Raw genomic sequence first — 21866 nt, 5'->3', positions numbered from 1 at the left:
TCGCCGTGAATCCGTCTCGTCCTTCTGCTGTGACGACTGCGCTGGTCCTGGACGTGGAGGGCATGAAGTGCGGTGGCTGTGTGCGAGCTGTGGAGCGCACCCTGCTTGACCAGCCCGCCGTGGAGGAGGCCAGTGTCAACCTGGTCACCCGCAGTGCCTGGGTGCGCCTCAGGGAGGATGAAGGGGGGCTCGAGTCGGTGCTGGCCGCCCTGGAGACCCGTGGTTTTCCGGCGCGCTCCCGATCTCAGACCCTTCCAGGCCCTGCGGAGCAGGACCCTGAACGGACTTGGGGTTGGTGGCGCCAGTGGCGTCAGCTGATGGTGGCGTTGATTTTGTTGCTGCTGTCAGTGCTGGGGCATCTGGCGGAGGGCGGACAGCTGCCCTTGCCCCTGCTCGGTGCCCTGCCTTTTCATGCCGCACTAGCCACGGTGGCTGTGTTCGGTCCCGGACGCTCGATCCTTGTGAGCGGTTGGGCTGCTGCCCGTGCCGGCGCCCCCAGCATGGACACGCTGGTGGGTCTTGGGGTGGGCAGTGCCTATCTCGCCAGTGCCGTGGCACTGGTTTGGCCTCAGGTTGGCTGGCCCTGTTTCTTTAACGAGCCGGTGATGCTCCTGGGATTCGTCTTGTTGGGACGCTTCCTCGAGGAGAGAGCACGCCTGCGGACTGGACGGGCTCTGAGGCAACTGGCGGCTCTGCAGCCCGCAGGGGCCCGGCTGCTGATGGAGGACGGTGCCGTTCGGGAGGTTCCCGTTGCTGCCCTGCGTCCGGGTGAGCGGGTGCAACTGCTCGCCGGGGATCGCATCCCTGTCGATGGTGTCGTGCTGGAGGGTCACTCGGCCGTGGATGTCTCCAGCCTCACCGGTGAGCCTCTGCCCCTTGAAGCCACCCCTGGTTGTGAGCTCGCTTCCGGATGCCTCAACCTGGAGGCCACGTTGGTGCTGGAGGTCCGTCGGGTTGGCGCCGAAACGGCCCTCGCTCGGATCATTGCGCTGGTGGAACAGGCGCAGGCGCGCAAAGCCCCGATCCAGGGTCTGGCGGATCGGGTGGCGGGCTGGTTCTGCTACGGCGTCGTCGCCCTCGCTCTCCTGACCTTCCTGTTCTGGTGGCAGCTGGGAGCACGCCTCTGGCCCCAGGTGCTCGCCATGCCGATGGCCTTGATGAACGAGGCCAGTGCTGTGCATAGCCATGGCGCCCATGCACCCCTGGGGGCGGGCGCTGAAACGCCCTTGGGTCTGGCGCTTCAGCTCACCATCGCTGTGCTTGTCGTCGCTTGCCCCTGCGCCCTCGGTCTCGCCACCCCCACGGTGATCACCGTCTCCTCAGGCTTAGCCGCGCGGCAGGGCTGGCTGTTTCGGGGAGGGGATGTGATCGAGCTCGCGGCCTCTCTCCAGCAGCTGGTGTTTGACAAGACCGGCACGCTCACCCTCGGCCGCCCGTTGGTGGCATCGGTGCTCGCCTGTGAGGATCCATCCCGGACGCTCCAGCTCGCCGCAAGCCTTGAGCAGTCCAGCCGTCATCCTCTGGCCCATGCGCTGCTGCAGGAGGCCCAGCGTCGTCAGCTGCCCTTACTGGCGGCGAACTCCAGCCGCACCATCTCCGGCGCGGGGGTCTTGGGGGAACTCGAAGGGGTCAGTGGTGTGCTGCGGGTTGGTGCTCCGGAATGGCTGCAGGCTGAAGGGGTTGGCTGGTCGGAACGGATGCAGGGGGCTCTGGATCAGGCGATGCAGGCGGGCCAGTCGGTGGTCGCGGTGGCTCTGGATCAGGAACCCCTGGGCTTGGTTGGGATCGATGATCGCCCCCGCCAGGATGCGCTGCTCGCCCTAGGGCGCCTGCGGGATCAGGGGCTCAAGCTGGCGATGCTCAGCGGCGATCGCCGCGGAGCGGTGGAACGGCTTGGTCATCAGCTTGGCTTCCAATCCGATCAGCTCGGTTGGCAGCTGCTGCCTGAGCAGAAATTGCAGCACCTTGAGCAGCTGCGTGCCCAGGGGGCGGTGGCGATGGTCGGCGATGGCATCAATGACGCCCCGGCGCTGGCTGCGGCAGATCTGGGCATTGCCATTGGTACGGGAACTCAGATCGCTCAGGACACGGCTGATCTCGTGTTGCTGGGTGATCGGCTCGAAGCGATTCCAGAGGCATTGGCTTTGGCGCGTCGCACCATGACCAAAATCCGTCAGAACCTTGGCTGGGCCTTTGGTTACAACCTGATCGTGTTGCCCGTGGCTGCTGGGGTCTTGCTGCCGGGTTTCGGCATCCTGCTCTCTCCCCCCCTCGCGGCTCTGCTGATGGCCTTGAGTTCGATCACTGTGGTGCTGAATGCCCTCAGCCTTCGTTTGCCATGACCAGCACCCGTGGGCGACTGCTTGTGCTCGAGGGCATCGATGGATGCGGCAAAACAACCCAGTGGCAGCACCTTGCCGCCTGGCTTCCCACCAGTGGACTGATGCCCCCTGGTGCCCAGCTTGTGCAGACCCGGGAGCCAGGGGGAACAGCCTTGGGGCGAGCCCTGCGCGAACTGTTGTTGCATCCGCCGGAGGCATGTGCGCCACAGCCGCTGGCCGAACTGCTTCTTTACGCCGCTGATCGGGCTCAGCACGTGGCCCAGTGCATCCAACCGGCGTTGGATCGAGGCGACTGGGTGCTCAGCGATCGATTCACCGGCTCGACCCTGGCTTATCAGGGGTATGGCAGGCAGTTGGAACAGGACCTGATCCGTCAGTTGGCCACCATCGCCACCGGTGGGCTGACCGCCGATCTCACCCTCTGGCTGTCACTGCCGGTAGCGATCAGCTTGCAGCGCCGTGGCGAGCGTCAGGACGATCGCATGGAGGCCGCTGGAGGCGCTTTTTTGGAACGGGTGGCCGCCGGATTTGCTGCTGAGGCGGTCGCGCAGGGATGGGTCACGATCGATGCCTGCCAACCTGCAGCTCAGGTCAGCCTTGATTTGGAATCCACCCTCCGCGATCAGGCGAGGGCTTGGCTCTGATGGTCGCGCTCCAGCAGACGCCATCGCTGTTCAGCGACCTGGTGGGGCAGCCCTTAGCCGTGGCCCTGCTCCAGGCCGCTCTCGAGCGTGATCGCGTGGCTCCGGCTTATCTCTTTAGTGGACCGGAAGGGGTCGGCCGGAAACTGGCGGCGCTGCGTTTTTTAGAGGGGGTCCTGGCCGCTGGCCGGAGCGATCAGCGCCAGCGTCGTCGGCTGGCAGCCCGCAATCATCCCGATCTGCTCTGGGTTGAGCCGACCTACTCCCACCAGGGTCGTTTGGTGCCCCGTTCCGAGGCGGACGAGGCGGGTGTGAGTCGGCGCACGCCGCCCCAGTTACGCCTGGAGCAGATTCGTGCGGTCAGTCGCTTTCTGGCCCGCCAGCCTCTGGAAGCCCGTCGCGGGCTGGTGGTGATCGAGGAGCCGGAGGCTATGGCGGAGTCGGCGGCGAATGCTCTGCTCAAAACCCTCGAGGAACCGGGGCATGGACTGCTCATCCTGCTGTCCTCGGCTCCTGAGCGCCTCTTGAGCACGATCCGCTCCCGTTGCCAGCAGATCCGTTTCATCCGTCTGGGCAGTGACGACATGCGAACGGTCTTGCAAGGGTTGGAAGGGGATGGGCCGCATCGGGGCAGCGCTGCGTTGCAGGAACCAGATCTGTTGGCGCTCGCAGCGGGATCACCTGGCGCCTTACTCCAGCATGAGAGCCAATGGCAGGCTCTGCCTGAAGAACTGCGTACCCGCTTGGAGCAGCCTCCTCAAACTCCAGCGGAAGCCCTCGGCCTCGCCCGAGATCTCAGCGAGTCGTTGAGTGGAGAGCAGCAACTGTGGCTGTTGAGCTGGTGGGAGCAACATCGCTGGCGCCAGCACCACTGCGAAAGGGAGCTGCAGCGGTTGCAGCGACTGCGCCAGCATCTGCTCGCTTTTGTGCAACCCCGGTTGGCCTGGGAGGTGGCGCTGTTGGATCTTTTGGTGGACGGGGCCTGAAGCGATCAGGCGCTGGCGCGTTTGGACTGATCGAGTCGGTCGCGCTCTTGCCGCGCCTGGGAGAGCACGTCGCCGAGGTCGTCGAGCTGGGCCCCAGTCGGTAGCTCGAGGCAGTAACCAGCGCCGTAGACGGTTTTGATGAAGCGGGGCTTGCGGGGATCGGGTTCGAGTTTCGTGCGCAGGTGACGCACGTGCACCCGGATCGTCTCGATGTCGTCATCGGGCTCGTAGCCCCAGACTTCTTTGAGAATCAGCGAGGGGGCCACGGTTTGGCCATGGCGCTGAAGCAAGCAGTGCAGAAGCTCGAATTCGAGGTGGGTGAGACGCACCGGAGTGTCGAACCAAATCGCTTCGAACCGTTCCGGCACCAAGGTGAGCGGACCGTAACTAAGAATTTCTTGATGGGATCCAGTGCCCACGGGTGCCCGGTCGCTTCGACGCAGCAGCGCTTTGATTCGCACCTGCAGTTCTTCGAGGTCAAAGGGCTTGGTCAGGTAGTCGTCTGCACCGGAATTGAAACCGCTGACCTTGTCTTTGGTGCCGCCTAGGGCGGTGAGCATCAGGATCGGGATGCCAGCCGTGCGCTCATCTCGGCGCAGCCTTTGGCAGAGGGTGAGGCCATCCACCTTCGGGAGCATCAGATCCAGGAGGATCAGGTCGGGGGTGTACTGCAGGGCGAGGGCCTGGCCTTTGATGCCGTCCTCGGCGCGTTGCACGTCAAAGCCGCTGTGCTCCAGGTGGCCACCCACCAGCTCGCGCATGTCCCTGTCGTCTTCGATCAGCAGGATGCAGGGCTTCATCGGTACTCAGGCGAGGGGAATAGCAGGAGTTGAAACAATCTCTGTGCGGATTCTCCCAAGATTTGTAGGGGGTTGCAGGCCGTGTCGTCGAACCTCCCTATTGGTGTGAAATGGCTAGATATCCAGTGCTGTCAAGGTTTTTTCGCGGTTGCCTGGGCGACAATCCCCTTCCCTCTTCAGGAAGTCTTCCAAATTGCACGGCGTTTGTAACGGGATTTTCCGGTTTGAGAGGAAAATCGGCCGCGGCGGCGGCCATAAAAAAACCGCAGCGTGAAACTGCGGTTTTGTGAATTGAAGCTCCCCGGGCGGGATTCGAACCTGCGACCAATCGATTAACAGTCGACCGCTCTACCGCTGAGCTACCGAGGAATGGGACCCGAAGAACCTACCTCTCAGCCCCGCCGGCCGGCAAGAGGTTGAAGGTTGCGGCGTAGTTGCGGCCCCGGGCACCAGGCTCCGATTCGGCCTTTCTCCATCCGTGCGGCGCCATCGGCGTGGTCCAGTTCGTCGAGGCGATGCGTCACCCAGAGGGCGGTTAGGGGGTTGGTGGAGCGATGGCACAGCTGCTGCACGGTCGCCAACACCGTTTGCTGGCTGGCCGGATCCAGGAGGGCCGTGGGCTCATCCAGCAGCAAAAGGCTGGCTTCGCTGGCCAGGGCACCCGCAATCGCTAGCCGTTGCTTCTGGCCGCCGCTGAGGGTGTGGATCGGCCTCGAGGCCATCCCGGCCAGCCCGACTTGCTCGAGCACTTGGTTGACGCGCTGCTGGCGCTGCTCAGGGTCAAGGGCCTCGGGGAGACTGAGGCGCAGTTCGCTGCCGCAGCTGGGAAGTAACAGCTGATGGTCTGGATTCTGGAAAACCAGGGCCGGGCGCAGCCGGTTGACCAGCGTGCCCTGCTGGGGATGGATGAGGCCTGCAATCAGTCGGAACAGCGTGCTCTTGCCGCTGCCATTGCTGCCCACAAGCATCCAAAGGCCGGGGCCTGGCAGGTTGAGATTGCAGTGATCCAGAGCCTTGCTACCGCAGGGCCAGCCGAAACTGACCCTCTCCAGCCTCAGCCCTCCGGGCTCAGCCATCAAAGGCGAAGCCTGGACGCTTGCTGCCACCGGTGGCAGCAGCCTTCTCATAGATCTGCACGGCCAGGACGTCGCTGATCAGCACGCTGATGCGCTTGCCTTCCACTTTCTCGCAGGTCAGTTCGAGCATTCTCGGTTGCCCCTGCTCCAGGCTTTGTCGGATCTGTTGATAGAGGCTTTCGGCGTCGCCGTGCTCCTTGCGCTGCACCGAGACCGGCATCGGGCTCATTCGGAGGGCCAGTTCAACGACGTACACGGCGGCAGAAATTTAGTCACCGCATTCTTGCGAATCAGGCGCTCGCCCGGACGCGTGGGCATTTCTACTCATCTGTGAACGACGTCCTCTGGGTTCCGCCCACAAAAACCGCTGCGCCCCCTAGGCTCGCTTCGTAAAGCTTCATGAAGCTCTCCTCATGACGATCGCTGTAGGACGCGCGCCACAGCGGGGATGGTTCGACGTCCTCGATGACTGGCTCAAGCGCGACCGCTTCGTTTTTGTCGGCTGGTCCGGCATCCTGCTCTTCCCCACGGCCTATCTGGCCATCGGTGGTTGGCTCACCGGCACCACCTTTGTCACCTCCTGGTACACCCACGGCATCGCCTCCTCGTACCTGGAAGGTTGCAACTTCCTCACCGCTGCTGTGTCCACCCCCGCTGATGCGATGGGTCACAGCCTCCTGCTGCTCTGGGGCCCTGAGGCCCAGGGTGACTTCGTGCGCTGGTGTCAGCTCGGCGGCCTTTGGGCCTTCGTGGCTCTCCACGGTGCCTTCGCGCTGATCGGCTTCATGTTGCGTCAGTTCGAGATTGCCCGTCTCGTCGGCATCCGTCCTTACAACGCCATCGCCTTCTCCGGTCCGATTGCGGTGTTCGTGAGCGTCTTCCTGATGTACCCCCTCGGCCAGAGCAGCTGGTTCTTCGCTCCCTCCTTCGGTGTGGCCGCGATCTTCCGCTTCCTGCTCTTCCTTCAGGGCTTCCACAACTGGACCCTGAACCCCTTCCACATGATGGGCGTGGCCGGCATCCTCGGCGGTGCTCTGCTCTGTGCCATCCACGGCGCCACCGTGGAGAACACCCTGTTTGAGGACGGCGAGCAGTCGAACACCTTCAAGGCGTTCGAACCGACCCAGGAAGAAGAGACCTATTCGATGGTCACCGCCAACCGCTTCTGGAGCCAGATCTTCGGGATCGCCTTCTCCAACAAGCGCTGGCTGCACTTCTTCATGCTGTTTGTGCCTGTGATGGGCCTGTGGACCAGCTCCATCGGCATCATCGGCCTGGCCCTCAACCTGCGCGCCTACGACTTCGTGTCGCAGGAGATCCGCGCTGCAGAAGATCCCGAATTCGAGACCTTCTACACCAAGAACATCCTTCTCAATGAAGGTCTGCGTGCCTGGATGGCACCGGCTGACCAGCCGCACGAAAACTTCGTCTTCCCTGAAGAGGTTCTGCCCCGTGGTAACGCTCTTTGATTTCTTGAATCAAAATGCGTTCTGACTGAAACCTGCCGAAAGGCAGGTTTTTTATTGTTGAATTAGAGATTTCCTCAACAGAGGCTGTTCATTTTTATCAGTTCGTTCTCGGTTTTCTGCAGAGACTGAGACCTGACTTCCATGTTTTGCACATCCATTGATCTTGCTGGGCTTGCTTAAGAGCATCGTCTTGAAGTGTTGAACGTGATGACCAGCCTGGATCGCTTGGGTTGAGGAGAATTGCATCCCAGGTTTGCACTCCTGCATCGATCTGGCTGCGCCGTCTCAGCAATTCAATCCATGCTCTATCGCTGAAGTGGGGCGCATAGTGGCTGCTGGTTAGCAGGCGATCCTCTGCTTGAACAAGCTGTTCGGCTCGTTGAACATCTGCAATCTGATCCAGACGACTGGTGTAGATGCTCAGGAAGTATCCCGGTTTGGCTAGCAGGGCCCAGCAGGCTGCTGTCACGATGAGGCGTCGCCAGGGCCAACGTTGGCATTTTGTACTGCTTAATCCATCGATCGCAGCGGTCACGGCAATCACTGCCATCGGCAGGTTGTAGTGGTGCACCAGATTGCGTTGTGCTGGATCTGCAGACAGGAGGTTGACTGCCAAGAGAGGTAAGGCTGCGAGCAGGATCGGTATCGATCGCTTGCGCCAGAACAGCACAGTGGGAGCGGCCAGGAGCAGAAGAAAAGTCGGGATCTCTGCCCATGGCAAGGTGTGAATCAAGCTCCAAGGTTGCGTGATGCTGTTCAGCAGGATTTCGGGAACACTCGTGCCCAAGTGATTGAAACGTTCCAGGGCGGCAGGCCCAGCACCATTTCCATTCAGTGTTGGATAAAGCCATTGGCTCAGCCAGAGCAACCAGCCAAAGCCGAGAACGAGAGCGCTCGCTCCCCAGCGCCAACGCTTTTGAGCCAATTCGCTAAGGCCAAGACCCATCACAACCAAGGAAAGGCCATCCCGGCATCCGAGTAAGAAGATCAGGCATGTCAACCAGAGAAGAGGCCGGCGCGCTCTGCTACACCAGATCGCCCCAGCGAGTGCCGGCATTGCCCATGTTTCCGGATGAAAATCAAACAGGTTTGTGTTGAAGACCTGTGGCTGCAGCCACCAGAGCAATGCTGCAGTGAGTGACAGCCGATCAGGCAAACCAAGCTGTCGCCAAAGGGCGGTGATCGGCAGCGCTGTGAAGGCCAGTGCCAAGGCCTGACTTGCAAACAGCCACTGCACGGAAGGCAACCAGCGGTAGGGGAGGCCGATCAGATAGAAGACCCAGGCACCGTGATTTCCCATGTGATGAAGGCCCAGAAGGCTGGAGCGCGCTTCCAGTCCCTGTCCGATTTGCCAGGCCACCTGGTCGTAGATCCCAAGGTCGAAGCCGTTGCTTTGCAGCCAGTGATGGCGTAGTGCAGCGGCTCCCCACCAGAGGAGCCCAACGCAAAGGGCCACCCAGTGCAGACGGATGGGGCGCGGCGACTTCATTGCGAGATCTGGTTTTTGAGTGTTTCGAATTGCTTGGCCGCAGAAGGGTTATCAGTTTGGTTTAAGTGCAAAAGCACAACGTCACTATTGAAACCCACTAGTCCGTAACCCTTTTTGCGGAGTATTTCGATGCTTGATAAATTTTGTTTTAGGCCTCTTAATTCTTTTGGGTATTGTTGAAAACGTATTTGATTGTGGAGATCAGCTGCAACCCAATCGACGGGAGTTGGCTGTCTTTCCCGATTGAGATAGATCGCGTTGTAAGGGAAGCGAATCAGAGCTTCTCGCGCAGCGAGATGAGGGACTAACTGTGTTGTGGCGGCAACTGAATCGTCTGCTGGAATTGACGCGATCAGGCTACGGGCTGCTGCGCCATGGGTAAGCTGCTCCATCGGGCTGCGGTAGATCCAGGGTTGAATGCTGTCTGGTACCAACCAGGAGAGGCTGCGGTTGGGATTGCCGCTAATGGTGAACAGGATGGAGAGCGCAATGGCGCCGCTCCAAAGTCGTCGTAGTCGTCGCGAACGAAAGAGTGATTGATGATGGCGCCACCAGAAAATGGTGCCAACGAATAAGCCAGGTACGACCAAGTAGGTATAGCGAATGCTGATCGACAAGGGATTGTTGAAGCCCTGAGCCAGAAGCAAGCCCAACAGGGGAAGGCCCATGAGAAGCCAGCTGTCGATGGATAGGTAGGGAATCATTAAAAGGGGTAATCCCTGTGCCAATAGATAAGTGAATGTGTCGCCTGGAGGTGTGATCAGTTCCCGCAGCAAAATCCAGGGCTGTTGAAGAGCTAGGCCAAGCACTTCAAGGCTGGAAGCCTGTTCGCGACCCTGAAGATATTGGCCAAAATTTTCGACCATAAATCTCTTGCTGTTGTCATCACTGAAGAGTGGCATCAAGAGATTGGTCGCTATAGTCACCCAGCTCCCGCCGTAAGCAATGAGTGCTGCTGCCAGGGGCCAACGTTGACGATCGCGGATTCCTAGCCAAATGCCGATGCCTACCAGGACTACACCAGTATCTTCCCGTATTAAAGGCATTAACAATGCTGCTGGTGCGATGAGAGGCAGTGAGTGACGCTTTAGGCCTAGCAGCAGCACAAAGAAACACAGTGGGAGCTGACTGAGATCGGTGAAATTTCCCAGCATGCAAGGGGCGATAACGGCGTTGGCCCCGTAGAAAGCCAGTGGAATCCAGCTGGCCAGTTTTGGCTCCAGTTCATCGCGTGCCAGTTGATGCAGTACCAGGCCGGCCAGGGTGATCAGGGCGACCTGCAGCATCGGTAGGGCCCATTTCCCCATCACTCCTACCAGAGGAATCCAGAGAGCCAGGGCTGGGGTGAAGTGTTGGCCTAGCCGGTGGTATCCAAGCGCTGGCAACTGCCCGCTATGGGAGACGTTGGTGGACAGTTGAGAGGAAAGTGTGCTTTCAAAAGGATGGCCACTTAATCCATTCCAGAGAACCTGCATCAAGATTCCTTGGTCCATTGATGCAGTCAGGGACTGCATTCGCCACCATTGGAGGGCGAATCCGGTGGCGGCAAATACTGCGGCAGCGATCCAAACCGTGTGCTGAGCCTTCGCTGATAACTTCAGGTCCCGCTCCATGGTCATGGTGTTGGCGATGGGGCGACAATAGAGTCTGTATCGAGAGCGGGGCAAAACCAAAGTCCCCAAATCTCCGAATCAAAGGGCTTGGCTGCATCAAACATCTGGCATCGCTCCTGAAATTGATTGCTGATCAGCCAAAACTCTCCTGCTGGATGGGAACTCTCTGAGATTCGGGCAATCTTTCGTTCTGAATACCAATCCAGGGCCGGATGTTCGTTGCCTTCTCGAAGAACAAGGGCAGACGCAGGAAGAGTGCGGATCCGGGCTGCAATGGGGCGCGGATCCCATGTTTCGTTCAGTTCCCACAGCCAGCTTCCGCTCTGCCAGAGAAACAGCAGGCCAAGGCTCCAGCCACACAACAGAACAGTCAACCCCTGGCGTCGCCTGTTTTTTGACGTTGATTGCAGCGAGATGCCGCCGACGAGGAGACCTGCGCCAGCCAATAATGCTGGGCTCGGCGGTACTGCAATGGCGATGACTTTGAACTGGAGCAGTGAGGCTGCCAGGATCAAGATTGCTCCGAGTCCAGCCCAGCAGCCCGCGATCCAACGATGACGCTGGTTTTCAAGCAGCTCGTTCAGACTTTCGGCGCAAAGTAGGGCAATTGGAGGCCAGAGCAGATGGCTGTACCAGGGCAGCTGGGTTTTGAGAGGAAGCACCATCGCGCTGCAGCCGATCAGTAATCCCAGTTCCCAGCACCCGACGCGACGGTGTCGACAGCGCCACGCCCAGATCAAGCCTGATGGGAGGAGGAGCAACCAGGGCCAGCCTCCTTCCAGCACTTCTGTGAGTGGCATCACCCAGGCCCCAGATTTGTCACCCAGCACGGTGGTGACCCGAGCCAATCCCTGAGCTCCCCACATGTGCCAGGCCTGATCGCCACGTTGGTTGAAATTCCAGGCATGCCAACTGATCCCTGGCACTAAACCCAGGAGTACCCAGCTAAATCTTGTTGACCAGTGAATCCTTGCCCTATTGCTTCTCTCACTGTTGGGAACGAGTTGGTTTTCTGCCAGTCCGATAACAATCGGGATCACCAGGAAGCCAAGAAGAGCGGGTGGTTTGCTTAGAAGCACTCCGCTACTGCCCAGGCCGGCAAGCAGACCTATCCAAGGCTCACGAAGGCTTCGCAACCATCCCCACCAGAGCAGGAGTGCGCAACTCAGCTGCACTCCATCGAGCATCACCAGTCGACCTTGGCGTGCCATGGGGAGCAAGGTCATCAGGATCAAGCCCGCAAGCCAGGCTGAGCGTTCGTCATTGCGTCTCCCATCACTTCCTTTACCGCACGTGACTGCCAACTCCTGGCGTAGGAGCACAATCAGAGGCACTGCCAGGGTGGAGAGCAAGGCGGGAACAAGGCGCAAGGCCCACTCCGCCCTCCCAAAGCACTGGCTCATGGCACCGATGAGCCAGTGCAGGCCAGGGGGCTTGTTGAGATAATTTCCATCCCAGCGAATCGGCAGCAGGCGTTCCAAGCCGTCTTGCCCCATCGTGGAATGGGAGATGGAGGCGATGAGTGCTTCATCCCAGTCCCTCAAGGGCAGATTTCCCAGCCAGGGCAGCCAGAGGCAGAGGGTGAAAAGCCAGAGAACAAGAGCCGGTCTGCCTTTCAAGAACAGATGAGTTCCGTTATGGTTCAAGAGTTCCGATCGCAGTGATGTGATGCTGGGATTCCATCTTCGGATGTCGTCTGAGCATCGAAGGCATTGCCGGCGTTCATCAATCCATTCAGGAGGAGGTGTCCATGAGTTCCAGTTCTTTGATTCAGGGTCTGCTGATCGCGGAGAACGCCGACTGACGGCACCTTCTGACTGATCAATCGGTTTCGCGACAGAGCGGACCTGGCGAGAGCCCCCGATCGGTTTCCGGTCGGGGGCATCGTTTTAGAAAGGGCATCACCGGTTGCGGGGATCTCTTGGTAAGGGCCTTTGGAGACGATCATTCACGGCTTTCTGCAGGTTTGATTGGATGGCTCCATCGCGTTGCAGCACAACAACACCATCCTTGAGGGCTTGCACTTTGAAGGTGTCGAGTTGCTGGGGCAGGTCTTCTCGGATGCGTTGAAGAGCTTTCCAGTCCCCCCGGAAGGCAACCGCGTAGCGCTCCAGCCAGTCGAGATCGATGGCGATCCAGTCAACGGAGCGCTCCACTTGATGTCTGTCGAGATAGCTGGTGTTGTAGGGGTAACGTACGGCAACTTCCCTGCGTGCTAGCAGGGGCACCAGATTGGTGTTGGCGCTCACGCTTGCATCCGCCGGGATCACGCTCAAGACCTCCCTGGCTGCGTGTCCGTGTCGCCACTGCGCCAGAGGAGTGCTGTACACCCAGGGCCGAACGCTGTCGGGGATCAGAAAGGACAGGCTGCGATGGGGATTGCTGCTGATGGTGAGCACGAGCGAGAGGGCAAGGGCTGCTCCCCAGGCCAGGCGCGTCCGCGGGCCGGGTGGGGCGACGGACCTGCGCTGCCACCAGAACACCGTGCCCAGGCTGAATCCCGGCACCACAAGGAGTGTGTAGCGGATCGTGATCGACAGGGGGTCGTTGCTGCCCTGGGCTAGAAACAGCCCAAGCAGGCTCGGCCCCGCTATCACCCAGGCATCGAGGCTGATCAGGGGCACAAACAAAAAGGGGAGGGCGTGGCCGAGGAGATAAAGAACCGTCTGCCCAGGAGGGTCGATCAGCTCCTGGAGAAGGGTCAAAGGCTGACCGAGGGCCTGTCGCACCATGCTCAGGCTGCTCGCCCCATCGGCTTTGTCTTCCGTGAGGTATTGGCCGAAGTTCTCGACCATGAAACGCTTGCTGTTGTCGTCGGAGAACAGGGGCATGATCTGACTGGTCACCACCAGCATCCAGCCGCCGCCCCAGGCAATGAGCGCAAAGGCCAGTGGCCAGCGGACCCTGTCTCGCAGCAGCATCCAGAGCCCCACGGCCACGAGGAGGATGCCGGTGTCTTCCCGGATCAGTGGGATCAGCAGCGCCGCCGTGAGGATCAGCCAGGACCGTCGCCCGAGCAGGCCGAGCATCAGTGCGAACACCGCGAAGGGAAGCTGGCAGAGATCAGTGAAATTCCCCAGAGTTGGTCCCACGAGGGCATTGCCGCAGAAAAAGCCGTAAGTGATCCAGTTGGCGGTGCGGATGGGGAGACCGCTGCTGGCGAGTCTGTGCAGCAGCAGACCGGCAGCTGCGATCAGCGTCACCTGAACCAGGGGTAGAGCTGCAGCGCCAATCAGTGCCAGCAGGGGGGCCCAGAGCAGGAGTGTGGGGGTGAAGTGTTGTCCGAGGCGGGCATAGCCAAGGGCTGGCGCTTCGCCGCCGTGGATCACGTTGGTGGACAGCTGTGAGGAGAGGGTGCTTTCGAAGGGATGGCCCCGGAGGCTGTTCCAGAGCACCTGTTGGAAGATTCCCTGGTCGTAGCTGGCCAACAGCACGTGGGAGCGCCAGGCTTGAAGCCCAAGGCCGATGACCCAAAAGAAAAGAGCAGCGATCAGCGCTTCGCGCGACAAGCCCATGAACGTTCTCGGCGAGCGCTGGTCTGAACGCACGGTCAAGTTCCTGGGCGGAGTAAGCACCGATTCTGGAGCGTTGCCGCCGGGCGGGAATTTGGTAACAGCAATAACGTTTTTCTCTCGTTTTGGTTATGGCTGTTACCAGTCGTTGCGCAAGCTGGCACAGGTCAAGTTGGTTATTGGTAGGTAAAGAACCAACTTATTGATTGGCGCACTGCGCTTTTCCTGTGTGAGGAACTCCATGAAACTCTTCCAGCAACTGCTGGTGGCACCTGCTGCCCTGGGCCTTCTGGCTCCTGTGGCTGCGTCTGCTGCTGAGCTGAACATCAACGGTGTGTCTGACTACGCCGCTTCTGGCGAGCAGGTCACCAGCATCTCCCAGTTCTCCGACGTCTACCCGACCGACTGGGCTTACCAGGCTCTCTCCAACCTGATCGAGCGCTACGGCTGCGTCGCCGGTTACCCCAACGGCACCTACCGCGGCAACCGCGCCATGACCCGCTTTGAGGCGGCTGCTCTGCTGAACGCCTGTCTCGACCGCGTCACTGAAGTGACCGACGAGCTCAAGCGCCTGATGGCCGAGTTCGAGAAGGAGCTCGCCATCCTCAAGGGCCGCGTCGACAGTCTCGAGGCCCGCGTGGGTGAGCTGGAAGCGACCCAGTTCTCCACCACCACCAAGCTGAAGGGCCAGGTCACATTCGTGATGGGTGCGTCCACCGCTGGTGGTAGCGAGTCATCAGCCAATGATACTTACAATCAAGATCTTGGCGCATTTACTTTCAATTATGATTATCGCTTAGAGCTTTTGACCAGCTTTACGGGTAAGGATTTGCTGAAGACCCGTCTGCGTGCTGGTAATTTTGGTAATTCTGTTTTTGGCACTGGCCTGACTGCGATGGAAGTCGCCTTCGAAGAGCCCAGTGGTGCCAACAGTGTGGGTGTTGATCGACTGTTCTATCAGTTCCCTGTCGGCGAAAACTTTACGGTCACGGCTGGTGGGCGCGTTCGTCAAGACGACATGCTCGCGGTCTGGCCGAGTGCGTATCCCTCTGATACCATTCTCGACTTCTTTACCTATGCCGGTGCCCCAGGGGCATACAACTTGACGTTAGGTTCTGGTGCCGGCGTCTGGTGGCAGAAGGATGGCTTTAGTATCAGTGCCAACTACGTCTCAGCAAACGGAAATCTATCAAGCTCAGAGAAGGGAGTTGGTGGAGGTATCGCAACTGATGCAGCGGCCTCCAATGGAACCGTCCAGTTAGCCTATGCTAAGGATTCCTGGGGTCTTGCTGCCGCTTACAACTACGCATCCGGCGATAACGGTGCAGGTGTTTACGGAGGCAATGCAACGCCTTTCTCGGTGCTTGTTTCTGGTGCAGGGGTTAGCAATTCAGTTGGTCTCAGTGCTTGGTGGACTCCGGAAACTGCAGGTTGGATTCCCAGCATCAGCACAGGCTGGGGCTTGAACTCCGTAGACGGTCTCGATACTACGCCCATCAAAAGCGCAACATCCCAATCTTGGTATGTTGGTTTGCAATGGGCTGATGTTTTCTTGAAAGGCAATGCTGCCGGTATGGCCGTCGGTCAGCCGACTTTTGTTACATCCATTGATTACCGCGACAATTCAGAAAGCGATTTCGTGGCCGACGGCAACTATGCTTTTGAGTGGTGGTACATGTTCCAGGTTACAGATAACATTTCTGTGACTCCTGCTCTCTTCTATCTCAGCCGACCCCTCGGTGAGGGGACCCGATTGCTGAATCAAGATGGCGATGCCACTTTCAATAACTTTGGTGGCCTTGTTAAAACCACCTTCAAGTTCTGATTGCTTCAGATCGATTTGTCAGCTTTCGCGATTGAGGAGTTGACCAGCGCCCCGGCCCTTGGCCGGGGTTTTTTGTTGGTAGACAGATTTTTCACTGACCAGCTGGCCGGCGATCAGATGTCCTCTGTACGCTCGATTCGTTCGTGGTCTGGCGTGCATTTTTGTGCGTACGGCTACCGCGAGCTCCATTTCCCTCAAATTGGTGTGAGGAACTCCATGAAACTCTTCCAGCAACTGCTGGTGGCACCTGCTGCCCTGGGCCTTCTGGCTCCTGTGGCTGCGTCTGCTGCTGAGCTGAACATCAACGGTGTGTCTGACTACGCCGCTTCTGGCGAGCAGGTCACCAGCATCTCCCAGTTCTCCGACGTCTACCCGACCGACTGGGCTTACCAGGCTCTCTCCAACCTGATCGAGCGCTACGGCTGCGTCGCCGGTTATCCCAACGGCACCTACCGCGGCAACCGCGCCATGACCCGCTTCGAGGCGGCTGCTCTGCTGAACGCCTGTCTCGACCGCGTCACTGAAGTGACCGACGAGCTCAAGCGCCTGATGGCCGAGTTCGAGAAGGAGCTCGCCATCCTCAAGGGCCGCGTCGACGGTCTCGAGGCCCGCGTGGGTGAGCTGGAAGCGACCCAGTTCTCCACCACCACCAAGCTGAAGGGTCAAACCACCTTCGTCATGGGTGCCACGACTGCTGGCGGCGATAGCGTTGACGACACTGCCTGGAACAACAGGACTGGCGGCGGCGGAGCCAACGCTTACAACAAGGAGTTCGGCGCCTTCACCTTCAACTACGACCAGCGTCTGGCCTTCAACACCAGCTTCACCGGTAAGGACAAGCTGTATGCCCGCCTCCGTGCTGGCAACTTCGATAACGACAATGCCTTTGATGGTGGCGGCGTCAACCTGACCAAGCTGGACATCGCTGAGGCAACTGAGAACAACGTTGTCCTTGATCGTCTGTATTACAAGTTCCCGGTCGGCAAAGAGTTCACCGTGATTGCCGGTGCTCTTGCTCGTAACACCGAGTCTCTGGCGATGTGGCCCTCTGTTTACAACAAGGGTGGAGCCAAAATCCTCGATTACTTCGCTCTTGCTGGCACTCCTGGTGTCTACAACAAGGAGACCGGTCAGCTGATTGGTGCCTACTGGAAGCAGAAGGTCAAGAAGGGCGCCAACGCCTTCAGCGTGTCCGTCAACTACGTAGCTGACGATGGTGAAGGGAACAAATCAGATTCCTCCACCGGCGGTTTCATGACCGACAACTCCCGTGCCAACCTGCTGGCGCAGATCGGTTATGGCGGCCCTGAGTGGGGTGTGGCCTTCGGCTATCGCTATGGCCAATGCCGTTCCGGCATGCGTCGTTCCACTCAATTCGTTCAACAAGGCTTGAGTGGCGCTAGCGATAACTTCAACCTCGATTGCTTGGGCAAAGACGGCGACCGCTCTTCCAACAGCTACGCCCTCAACGCTTATTGGCAGCCTAAGAAAGCAGGCTTCATCCCTTCCATCTCTGTGGGTTGGGCTCTGAACAATGTTTCTGGCGACGACATTCAAGAAGGTTCTTACACAACCTCTCAGAGCTGGTTCACCGGCCTGAAGTGGGATGATGTGTTCCTGAAGGGCAATGATCTGGGTTTCGCCTTCGGTCAGCCCACCTTCGCCACGGCTCTGAAAGGTAGCGATACTCCCTTCGATGGCAACTATGCCTTCGAGCTGTATTACAACTTCCAGGTGACCGACAACATCGCCATCACCCCGGCTCTGTTCTATCTGTCCCGCCCCTTGGGTCAGGGCACCCGTAGCCTCGTAACCGATGGCAACGGCTACGACGGTACCTTCAACGTCTTCGGCGGTCTGGTCCAGACCACCTTCAAGTTCTGATCGCAATCAGAACGGACGATGGGAGCCCTGCTTCGGTGGGGCTCTAATTCATCACGGTTCATACAGCCAAGCGTGAGGCACTCCTCACCATTGCCTTGCGATCAGCCCCCGGAACCCCGGGGGCTTTTTTGTGCATCTTGAGGGCATTCCAGTCAGCGCCCTGTCGTCTGCTGCGGGGGTTTGATTGGATGGGTGGAGTGTTGGTGTTCAGTACCGCTCCCACCGTCTATGCCGATTGCGCCTGACATCACAGCGCTGGTGGGTCGCACCCCTCTGGTGCGCCTCAATCGGCTCCCTGCTGCCCATGGATGCCACGCGGAGATCCTCGCCAAGCTGGAAAGCTTCAACCCCACGGCTTCGGTGAAAGACCGCATTGCTGGCGCGATGGTGCAGGCGGCAGAGGCAAGCGGCACCATTCATCCTGGCCGCACGGTGCTGGTGGAACCCACCAGCGGTAACACCGGTATTGCCCTGGCGATGGTGGCGGCTTCACGCGGTTACCGCCTGATTCTCACCATGCCCGACACGATGAGCACGGAGCGGCGCGCCATGCTCCGGGCCTACGGCGCAGAGTTGCAGCTCACACCAGGTAGTGAAGGGATGCAGGGGGCGATCGCCTTGGCGCGTGAGCTGGTGGAGGAGATTCCCGAGGCTTATTTGCTGCAGCAGTTTGACAATCCGGCCAACCCTGCGGTTCATGCCGCCACCACCGCGGAGGAGATCTGGGCCGACACCGACGGTGCCTTGGATGTCTTTGTGGCCGGCGTTGGCACCGGCGGCACCCTCACCGGTTGTGCCCGAGTGCTGCGCGAGCGGCTTCCTCAGCTGCAGGTGGTGGCGGTGGAACCTGCTGGAAGCCCTGTGCTCACGGGAGGTGAGCCAGGCCCCCACCGGATCCAGGGCATCGGTGCTGGCTTTGTGCCGCCTGTCTTGGAACAGGATCTGATTGATGAGGTGCTCGCGGTCAGTGATGAGGAGGCGATGGCGATGGGTCGCCGTCTCGCCAGGGAGGAGGGTTTGCTCAGCGGTGTCAGTAGCGGTGCTGCGGTGGCAGCTGCTCTGCGGATCGGTGCACGTCAGGAGATGGCTGGCCGCCGCATCGTGGTCATCCTGGCCAGTTTCGGCGAGCGCTACTTGTCCACGCCGATGTTCAGTGCAACGGCCGTGATGCCTGCCAGGCGGGATGGGCACCTATGAGTCGTGCCCCCCAGCTTGATGCCCATGGTGGTGATCCCTACGGCGTGCTGGGGGTCGGGCGCACCGCCAGTGATGCCGAGATCAAGGCTGCTTACAGGCGTCTGGTGAAACAGCATCATCCCGATGCTGGAGGCGATCCCGAGCGGATTCTGGCTCTGAATGCCGCCTGGGAACTGCTGGGGGATGCCGACAGACGTCGTTCGTTTGACCGGACGTTTTCGGCCATGGCAGGGGGGAGCGATGAGGCGAGCCGGCGGGGGGCTCGCAATGCCAGGGCTGCCCAGGCGGCCCGCCGCTCCAGCGGCCAGGGGGCCCATGCCGATGACGCCCTGGTGCAGTGGCTGCAGACTGTGTATGCCCCAATCGATCGGCAGTTGGGTCAGGTCATCAATGCCTTTCCTGCTCAACTCCGTGCTTTAGCCGCCGACCCGTATGACGACACACTGATGGAGGCGTTCTGCATCTATGTCCAGCAGAGTCGCCAGCGCATCGACAAAGTCAAGACGCTGTATCAATCCCTCCCGACGCCAGCGACGGCCCGTGGTTTCGGTTTGAGCGTCTATCACTGTCTGTCTCAGGTGGAGGATGCCCTCAACGAGTTGGATCGCTACACGATGGGTTATGTGGATAACTATCTCCACGACGGGCGCGAGATGTTGCGAGAGGCGAAACGTCGGCGTCAGCGTTTGCAAGAGGAGCGCCGTCGGCTGGAGATCATCTGATGGGCCCTTGGCTGTTCCGTGCGCTTGTCCTGCTGATCTGGTTGCTTGCCACCGGAATCGACCGGCTTTGGTGGATGCTGCAGAGCGGGCTCCCCGCTTGGGATCAAGCCGACTATCTCAATAGTGCCCTTGAGCATGGTCGAGCCCTTGGGTTGCTCCCCGGTGGCGGTTGGCGGGGTTGGCAGGCCCTGCTCGATCTCTCCCCAAAGATTCCGCCCCTGGCCTCGCTGGTCAACGGCACGGTGATGGCGGCAGCCGGTGATGCCCCGGCTCAAGCGGCCTGGAGCCTCAGCCTTTGGCACGGCCTGTTGTTGCTGGGCGTCGCCTCCTGGGCCTTGACGTTGCGGCAGGAGCGCCGCGAGGCCAGAGGCTTTGCGCTCCTGGCCAGCTTGCTGTTGGCCGTCGCTCCAGCGCTGCTGGAGTTACGCAGCGACTACGTGTTGGAAATGTCTCTCAGTGCCACGGTGGTGTTGGCGCTCTGGCGTCTGAGCTGTTGGTGGCATCCCCAGCGCGGAGGCCGCTGGAGCCAAGCGATCGCGGCGGCGCTGGCCTGCACCGTGGCGCTGCTGGTGAAACAGAGTGCGCTGCTCGTGCTGATACCCGCTCTCGCCTGGGTCGCCTGGGGCTCGCTTCGTCGCGGTCATGGTCGCCGTTGGCAGCTGTTGACGGGCCTGATCCTGGTGTTGGCGGGAGTGCTGCCCTGGTTGCATCACAACTGGATCACCACCCTCGGTGGCACCAACCGGGCGGTGTTGGAGTCGGCATCCCGAGAGGGGGATCCAGGCCCGCTGACCCTGGCGGGATGGCTCTGGTATCCCAAGCTTCTGCCTGGGCAGATCGGAGTCGTTCTGCTGGCCGTCGGACTGGGAGGACTGCTGCTCTGGGGGTTGCAGTGCACCCGTACCGACGGGGATGACTCCCTGGGCTGGAGGTTTCTGCTCGTCACCCTGTTGGCGGGGTGGATCGTCACAAGCCTCAGTCCCAACAAGGACGACCGTTACATCGCACCGCTGTTGGCTCCCTTGATCCTGCTGCTGACGCGCGGCTGGTGGCAGTGGGGACTCTGGTGGCGTTCGCGCTGGCCTGGATCGTTGCCATGGCTGGCGCCGTTGGCTCTGGTCTCGGGCCTGCTGGCGTGCCTTCCGGCTGGCTGGAGTGCCCAGGCGTCTCGTTTGCGCCAGCAGCCGCAGGGCCCTTTGGAGGCCATCGTTCGCCGGGCTGGTGGAGGTGATCCCCAGGCTGCACCTTCCACGCTGATCGTTGTACCGAGTACCCCTGATCTCAATCAGCACAACGTGAGCTACTACGGCCGTCGCCACGGCGGTCAGCTGGTCGGCCGCCAGCTCGGAGGCCGTCGCAGTGACCTGCAGCCCGTGCTCGATCGCGCCAGCTTGGTGCTGCTCGCTGAGGGCGATCAGGGGTCCGTTCGCAAGAGCGCCACACGTCTTGATCAGGCGGTGCGCCGCAGTGGTCTGTTCGAGCGGGTGGAGCGCTTCCCAAGACCTCAGGGCGGCAGTTATTCCCTCTGGCGGCGGCGGCCTCAATCAAGGCCGCTCCCAGGATTTGAAGAGCGTTTCCCCACGCTTGCTGCGGGCTTGGCGCAAGGGCCTGCCGGCTTGGATCCCCTGTTTCAGGCAGTAGCTCTGGAGCACATGCTTGATGGCCATAGGCTCTATCGCGACCGGGTCCGTCGACAGGCAGAGCAAGAACGCCGACGCGATCCCCAGGCGGTTCAGTCCCATTGGAGCCTTGCCCTGCTCGCCCTGCTGGGGAATCGACCAGGCGAAGCAGAACGGCAGTTTGCTGCTCTTCAGGTGCGGCTGCCAGGAAACCCCTGGCCTGCGGCCTATCGATCTGTGGTGCTCCTGGCGGATTGGGCCCCTTGGAGGGCGAGCGCGGTGGCGGCCGAGGCTCGACATCGGCATGGCTCCCAGCCGTTGTTGGTGGCTCTGGATGACCTTGGGGCCGTGCTGTCTGGGGCCTTCTGGCGCTTGCCCTCTGCCGCTCTCTCGGTCCCCCGCGCTGTGCAGGAGGTTGAGCAGCAGCTTCAGCCGCAGGCTTCGAGCTGATCCAGCTTGAGCCACACATCCGGAACTGGACGACGCCAGCGCACTTGGGCGTAGTCGCCTTTCACGAGAAGGATTTCGCCCGGGCCCTCGAAGATGTAGGTGGGGGGCAATGGATCGCTGGCTGCAGCTTCGGTGCTGCCGGCGTAGGCCTGGCGGTTGACCCGCACCAGGGTGCCTTTCTTGAGGGCGGGGGCTGTCTCGGCCATCACGGGAATTGTGCTGTGAAGCAGGCTAGAACCAT

At 60.5% G+C, this 21866-nt stretch carries 18 protein-coding genes and 1 tRNA gene; 10 read left to right on the top strand and 9 right to left on the bottom strand.

Translation table 11 applies throughout. The features are described from left to right. Nucleotides 1–29: 29 nt before the first annotated feature. Genes H0O21_RS02165 through H0O21_RS02155 form a run of 3 tightly spaced genes read left to right on the top strand, consistent with a single transcriptional unit; the run spans nt 30 to nt 3969 of the window. The gene (locus tag H0O21_RS02165; protein WP_185190230.1) at nt 30–2342 is read left to right on the top strand and encodes a cation-translocating P-type ATPase; all 2313 of its coding nucleotides are present in this window, start codon (nt 30–32) and stop codon (nt 2340–2342) included. Beyond that, nucleotides 2339–2986, top strand: a complete 648-nt coding sequence (tmk, locus tag H0O21_RS02160) for a dTMP kinase (RefSeq protein WP_185190229.1) — start codon at nt 2339–2341, stop codon at nt 2984–2986. Before H0O21_RS02165 ends, tmk begins: the two co-directional genes overlap by 4 nt. Beyond that, nucleotides 2986–3969, top strand: coding sequence for a DNA polymerase III subunit delta' (locus H0O21_RS02155; RefSeq protein WP_185190228.1), 984 nt, complete (start codon nt 2986–2988; stop codon nt 3967–3969). The genes tmk and H0O21_RS02155 overlap by 1 nt, the downstream gene beginning before the upstream one ends. A gap of 5 nt (nt 3970–3974) precedes the next feature. Here H0O21_RS02155 and H0O21_RS02150 read toward each other — a convergent pair whose 3' ends face one another. From H0O21_RS02150 to H0O21_RS02135, 4 genes are all read right to left on the bottom strand, one after another. After that, entirely contained in the window at nt 3975–4769 is a 795-nt protein-coding gene (locus H0O21_RS02150) for a response regulator transcription factor (RefSeq protein WP_185190227.1), read from the bottom strand. A 297-nt stretch (nt 4770–5066) separates the two neighbouring features. Continuing rightward, nucleotides 5067–5138 (bottom strand) — tRNA-Asn (locus H0O21_RS02145). A gap of 23 nt (nt 5139–5161) precedes the next feature. Further along, nucleotides 5162–5845, bottom strand: coding sequence for an ABC transporter ATP-binding protein (locus tag H0O21_RS02140; RefSeq protein ID WP_185190226.1), 684 nt, complete (start codon nt 5843–5845; stop codon nt 5162–5164). Beyond that, complete coding sequence (locus tag H0O21_RS02135; protein WP_185190225.1) at nt 5838–6101, bottom strand: hypothetical protein; 264 nt, start codon at nt 6099–6101, stop codon at nt 5838–5840. The genes H0O21_RS02140 and H0O21_RS02135 overlap by 8 nt, the downstream gene beginning before the upstream one ends. Before the next feature lie 157 nt (nt 6102–6258). On the opposite strand from H0O21_RS02135, the gene psbD reads away from it, so the two are divergent. Further along, entirely contained in the window at nt 6259–7314 is a 1056-nt protein-coding gene (psbD, locus tag H0O21_RS02130) for a photosystem II D2 protein (photosystem q(a) protein) (RefSeq protein WP_007100314.1), read from the top strand. Nucleotides 7315–7411: 97 nt separating this feature from the next. Here the strand turns inward: psbD and H0O21_RS02125 are convergent, their stop codons facing one another. The 4 genes from H0O21_RS02125 to H0O21_RS02110 all read right to left on the bottom strand — a co-directional run bounded on the left by H0O21_RS02125 (nt 7412) and on the right by H0O21_RS02110 (nt 13931). Further along, entirely contained in the window at nt 7412–8770 is a 1359-nt protein-coding gene (locus H0O21_RS02125) for a DUF2079 domain-containing protein (RefSeq protein ID WP_255441088.1), read from the bottom strand. A gap of 29 nt (nt 8771–8799) precedes the next feature. Beyond that, nucleotides 8800–10422 carry a DUF2079 domain-containing protein gene (locus H0O21_RS02120; protein WP_255441087.1) on the bottom strand — a complete coding sequence of 541 codons (1623 nt, stop codon included), beginning with the start codon at nt 10420–10422 and terminating at the stop codon, nt 8800–8802. After that, on the bottom strand, nt 10419–12035 hold the full coding sequence (locus H0O21_RS02115; protein ID WP_255441086.1) for a glycosyltransferase family 39 protein: 1617 nt from the start codon (nt 12033–12035) through the stop codon (nt 10419–10421). Before H0O21_RS02115 ends, H0O21_RS02120 begins: the two co-directional genes overlap by 4 nt. A 282-nt stretch (nt 12036–12317) precedes the next feature. Continuing rightward, nucleotides 12318–13931, bottom strand: coding sequence for a DUF2079 domain-containing protein (locus tag H0O21_RS02110; RefSeq protein WP_185190222.1), 1614 nt, complete (start codon nt 13929–13931; stop codon nt 12318–12320). Between H0O21_RS02110 and H0O21_RS02105 the strand changes: the two genes are divergently transcribed. From H0O21_RS02105 to H0O21_RS02080, 6 genes are all read left to right on the top strand, one after another. Beyond that, nucleotides 13930–14118, top strand: coding sequence for a hypothetical protein (locus tag H0O21_RS02105; protein WP_185190221.1), 189 nt, complete (start codon nt 13930–13932; stop codon nt 14116–14118). The two genes, H0O21_RS02110 and H0O21_RS02105, sit on opposite strands and share 2 nt — an antisense overlap. Before the next feature lie 51 nt (nt 14119–14169). Next, a complete protein-coding gene (locus tag H0O21_RS02100) occupies nt 14170–15753 on the top strand; it encodes an iron uptake porin (protein ID WP_185190220.1) in 1584 nt (527 codons plus the stop codon). Between the two features lie 216 nt (nt 15754–15969). After that, a complete protein-coding gene (locus H0O21_RS02095; protein ID WP_185190219.1) occupies nt 15970–17637 on the top strand; it encodes an iron uptake porin in 1668 nt (555 codons plus the stop codon). 228 nt (nt 17638–17865) lie between these two features. Then, on the top strand, nt 17866–18834 hold the full coding sequence (gene cysK / locus H0O21_RS02090) for a cysteine synthase A (protein ID WP_185190218.1): 969 nt from the start codon (nt 17866–17868) through the stop codon (nt 18832–18834). After that, nucleotides 18831–19556, top strand: a complete 726-nt coding sequence (locus tag H0O21_RS02085; protein WP_185190217.1) for a J domain-containing protein — start codon at nt 18831–18833, stop codon at nt 19554–19556. The genes cysK and H0O21_RS02085 overlap by 4 nt, the downstream gene beginning before the upstream one ends. Continuing rightward, on the top strand, nt 19556–21625 hold the full coding sequence (locus tag H0O21_RS02080) for a glycosyltransferase family 39 protein (protein WP_185190216.1): 2070 nt from the start codon (nt 19556–19558) through the stop codon (nt 21623–21625). Before H0O21_RS02085 ends, H0O21_RS02080 begins: the two co-directional genes overlap by 1 nt. On the opposite strand, the gene ndhO is transcribed toward H0O21_RS02080, so the two are convergent. After that, nucleotides 21604–21831, bottom strand: coding sequence for an NAD(P)H-quinone oxidoreductase subunit O (gene ndhO, locus H0O21_RS02075; protein ID WP_185190215.1), 228 nt, complete (start codon nt 21829–21831; stop codon nt 21604–21606). The genes H0O21_RS02080 and ndhO overlap by 22 nt on opposite strands. Nucleotides 21832–21866: the final 35 nt, after the last annotated feature.

Origin of the sequence: Synechococcus sp. HK01-R, assembly GCF_014217855.1 — a bacterium.
Classification (GTDB): Bacteria; Cyanobacteriota; Cyanobacteriia; order PCC-6307; family Cyanobiaceae; genus Synechococcus_C.
Note: the sequence above shows the minus strand (reverse complement) of the source record. Positions and strands in the feature narration are given on the sequence as shown.

Coding starts and splice junctions, on each gene's coding strand:
- H0O21_RS02110 (WP_185190222.1), bottom strand. CDS start 13,931: ATGGGCTTGTCGCGCGAAGCGCTGATCGCTGCTCTTTTCTTTTGGGTC.
- H0O21_RS02095 (WP_185190219.1), top strand. CDS start 15,970: ATGAAACTCTTCCAGCAACTGCTGGTGGCACCTGCTGCCCTGGGCCTT.
- H0O21_RS02120 (WP_255441087.1), bottom strand. CDS start 10,422: ATGACCATGGAGCGGGACCTGAAGTTATCAGCGAAGGCTCAGCACACG.
- tmk (WP_185190229.1), top strand. CDS start 2,339: ATGACCAGCACCCGTGGGCGACTGCTTGTGCTCGAGGGCATCGATGGA.
- H0O21_RS02100 (WP_185190220.1), top strand. CDS start 14,170: ATGAAACTCTTCCAGCAACTGCTGGTGGCACCTGCTGCCCTGGGCCTT.
- H0O21_RS02105 (WP_185190221.1), top strand. CDS start 13,930: ATGAACGTTCTCGGCGAGCGCTGGTCTGAACGCACGGTCAAGTTCCTG.
- ndhO (WP_185190215.1), bottom strand. CDS start 21,831: ATGGCCGAGACAGCCCCCGCCCTCAAGAAAGGCACCCTGGTGCGGGTC.
- H0O21_RS02150 (WP_185190227.1), bottom strand. CDS start 4,769: ATGAAGCCCTGCATCCTGCTGATCGAAGACGACAGGGACATGCGCGAG.
- H0O21_RS02085 (WP_185190217.1), top strand. CDS start 18,831: ATGAGTCGTGCCCCCCAGCTTGATGCCCATGGTGGTGATCCCTACGGC.
- cysK (WP_185190218.1), top strand. CDS start 17,866: ATGCCGATTGCGCCTGACATCACAGCGCTGGTGGGTCGCACCCCTCTG.
- psbD (WP_007100314.1), top strand. CDS start 6,259: ATGACGATCGCTGTAGGACGCGCGCCACAGCGGGGATGGTTCGACGTC.
- H0O21_RS02155 (WP_185190228.1), top strand. CDS start 2,986: ATGGTCGCGCTCCAGCAGACGCCATCGCTGTTCAGCGACCTGGTGGGG.
- H0O21_RS02140 (WP_185190226.1), bottom strand. CDS start 5,845: ATGGCTGAGCCCGGAGGGCTGAGGCTGGAGAGGGTCAGTTTCGGCTGG.
- H0O21_RS02080 (WP_185190216.1), top strand. CDS start 19,556: ATGGGCCCTTGGCTGTTCCGTGCGCTTGTCCTGCTGATCTGGTTGCTT.